This window comes from Micromonospora sp. NRRL B-16802 (assembly GCF_001279555.1).
Classification (GTDB): domain Bacteria; phylum Actinomycetota; class Actinomycetes; order Mycobacteriales; family Micromonosporaceae; genus Micromonospora; species Micromonospora profundi.
Window position 1 is genome coordinate 1 of record NZ_LGEB01000112.1, and the last position, 2,006, is coordinate 2,006.

The window sequence follows — 2,006 nt, forward strand, 5'->3', positions numbered from 1 at the left end:
CCGCCACAACGTCATCGTCCCGTCACCGTCATCACGCATCAACGCCGGCGCCGCACTACCCACCGGACCGCAGTTGTAGCTCGTCCTGTTGACGCTGTACGAGTAGTTGTCGTGGGTGATGCCCGAGGGCACGCCGTTGAAGTACGACTCCACCTTGGCGCCGTCCCGGGTCTGTTCGAAGTGCAGGTGCGGGCCGCTGGAGCTGCCGGTGCTGCCGACCTTGCCCAACTGCTGCCCGATCCTCACCTGCTGGCCGACACGGACCATCGGTGATTGCAGCATGTGCAGGTACAGGCTCTCCCACCCGTTGCCGTGGTCGATCCGCACGTAGTAGCCGCCGCCGGTCCCCATCGGACCGGAGGGGTTGGACGGAGTGCGGCCGCCGAGCGTCCCGTCGATGCCCGCTCGCACCACAGTGCCGCCGAAGGATGCCAGAATCGGACGCCCCCATGCGCTACCCGAGGTGGGAATCATGTCGATGTCGTAGTCGTCATGCCCGGCATAGGTTGACAGTCGCCACGTCTCGCCACACGGGGCGGGCAGCTGGAACATCGGTCGCGGACCGGCGGCTCGCGCCGTCCCGGTTCCGGACAGTTCGGCCATGAGTGTGGTCCCGGAAAGTGCCACTGCCGAGCACAGCATGACGAGCGCGAGTCGGCGGACAGCGCCTGCGGGGAACCGCCACAGCCGCCGTCCAGCACCGCTCATCCGTCTCTCTCCCATGTGCAACCTTTTCCTCTCGTCTTCTGGCCGGCGACGTCCCGGTCGCCACGTGACCGGCGGCCCCGCATGCCACTCGGCACACAAGCTCGCAGTGCGAGCTGCAGATTTTCGCCAGCGGCGCTGTAGGACGATTCAAGAAATCCCCAGACTCGGGTCGGAACGTGCGCGGGTGGGTCCGCGGCCGGTCACGGCCCACTCTCCGCACACGGCGCAGGGGGCGACCGTTCGGCCGCCCCCTGCGTATCGAGCCCTGACTCAGGGCCGCGTACCAACCTCCTCGTCGGCGTTACCAGCGGCCGAGGATCATGCGGCTATCGACCGGTCCGAGTGAGTACTGACCCGAGGTGTACCACTCCCCATGGGTCCAAGCGTTCTTCCACACGTAAGCGTTCTTCCACACGTGGTACGTGAAATCACCAGCCGCGTTCTGATACGCCGCCACGATGTCGTCCTTACCATCACCGTTCACGTCACCAGCCGCGACCCGATCCTCCACCTGCGACATCGTCCAACCACCGGACTCATAATCACTGGCACGCTCAAACGACGAACCCGACGACACCCACCGCCAAATCGTCATCGTCCGATCACCGTCATCACGCATCATCGCCGGCTCAGCCTTACCATCACCATTAAAGTCACCCACCACCAACCGGCCACCCACCGGATCCAGATTGAACGGACCCGACGAATACCACCGCTCGTGCGACAGGCCACCCTTCCACACCCGGTAACTGAACGAACCATCCGACTCCTGATACGTCGCGACGATATCGTCCTTACCATCACCGTTCACATCACCGGCCGCCACCCGATCACCGACCCGCGACATCGTCCAACCACCGGACTCATAATCACTAGCACGCTCAAACGACGAACCCGACGACAACCACCGCCAAATCGTCATCGTCCCATCACCGTCATCACGCATCAACGCCGGCTCAGCCTTACCATCACCATTCCAGTCACCCACCACCAACCGGCCACCCACCGGATCCAAATTAAACGGACCCGACGAATACCACCGCTCGTGCGACACACCCCCCTTCCACACCCGGAAACTGAACGAACCATCCGACTCCTGATACGTCGCCACCACATCATCGCGACCATCACCATCGACATCACCGGCCGCCACCCGATCACCGACCCGCGACATCGTCCAACCACCAGACTCGAACAGATCCCCCTCCAACGAGAACGACGAACCCGACGACGACCACCGCCACAACGTCATCGTCCCGTCACCGTCATCACGCATCAACGCCGGCGCCGCACTACCC

General features: G+C 63.9%; 2 protein-coding genes. Both read right to left on the reverse strand.

Features of this window, described 5'->3' with window-relative positions:
* A partial coding sequence (locus tag ADK66_RS31110) for a M23 family metallopeptidase (RefSeq protein ID WP_369814846.1) occupies positions 1-708 on the reverse strand: 708 nt, incomplete at its 3' end.
* A 301-nt stretch (positions 709-1,009) separates the two neighbouring features.
* On the reverse strand, positions 1,010-2,006 hold a 997-nt coding region (locus tag ADK66_RS31115; protein ID WP_231640225.1), incomplete at its 5' end, for a VCBS repeat-containing protein.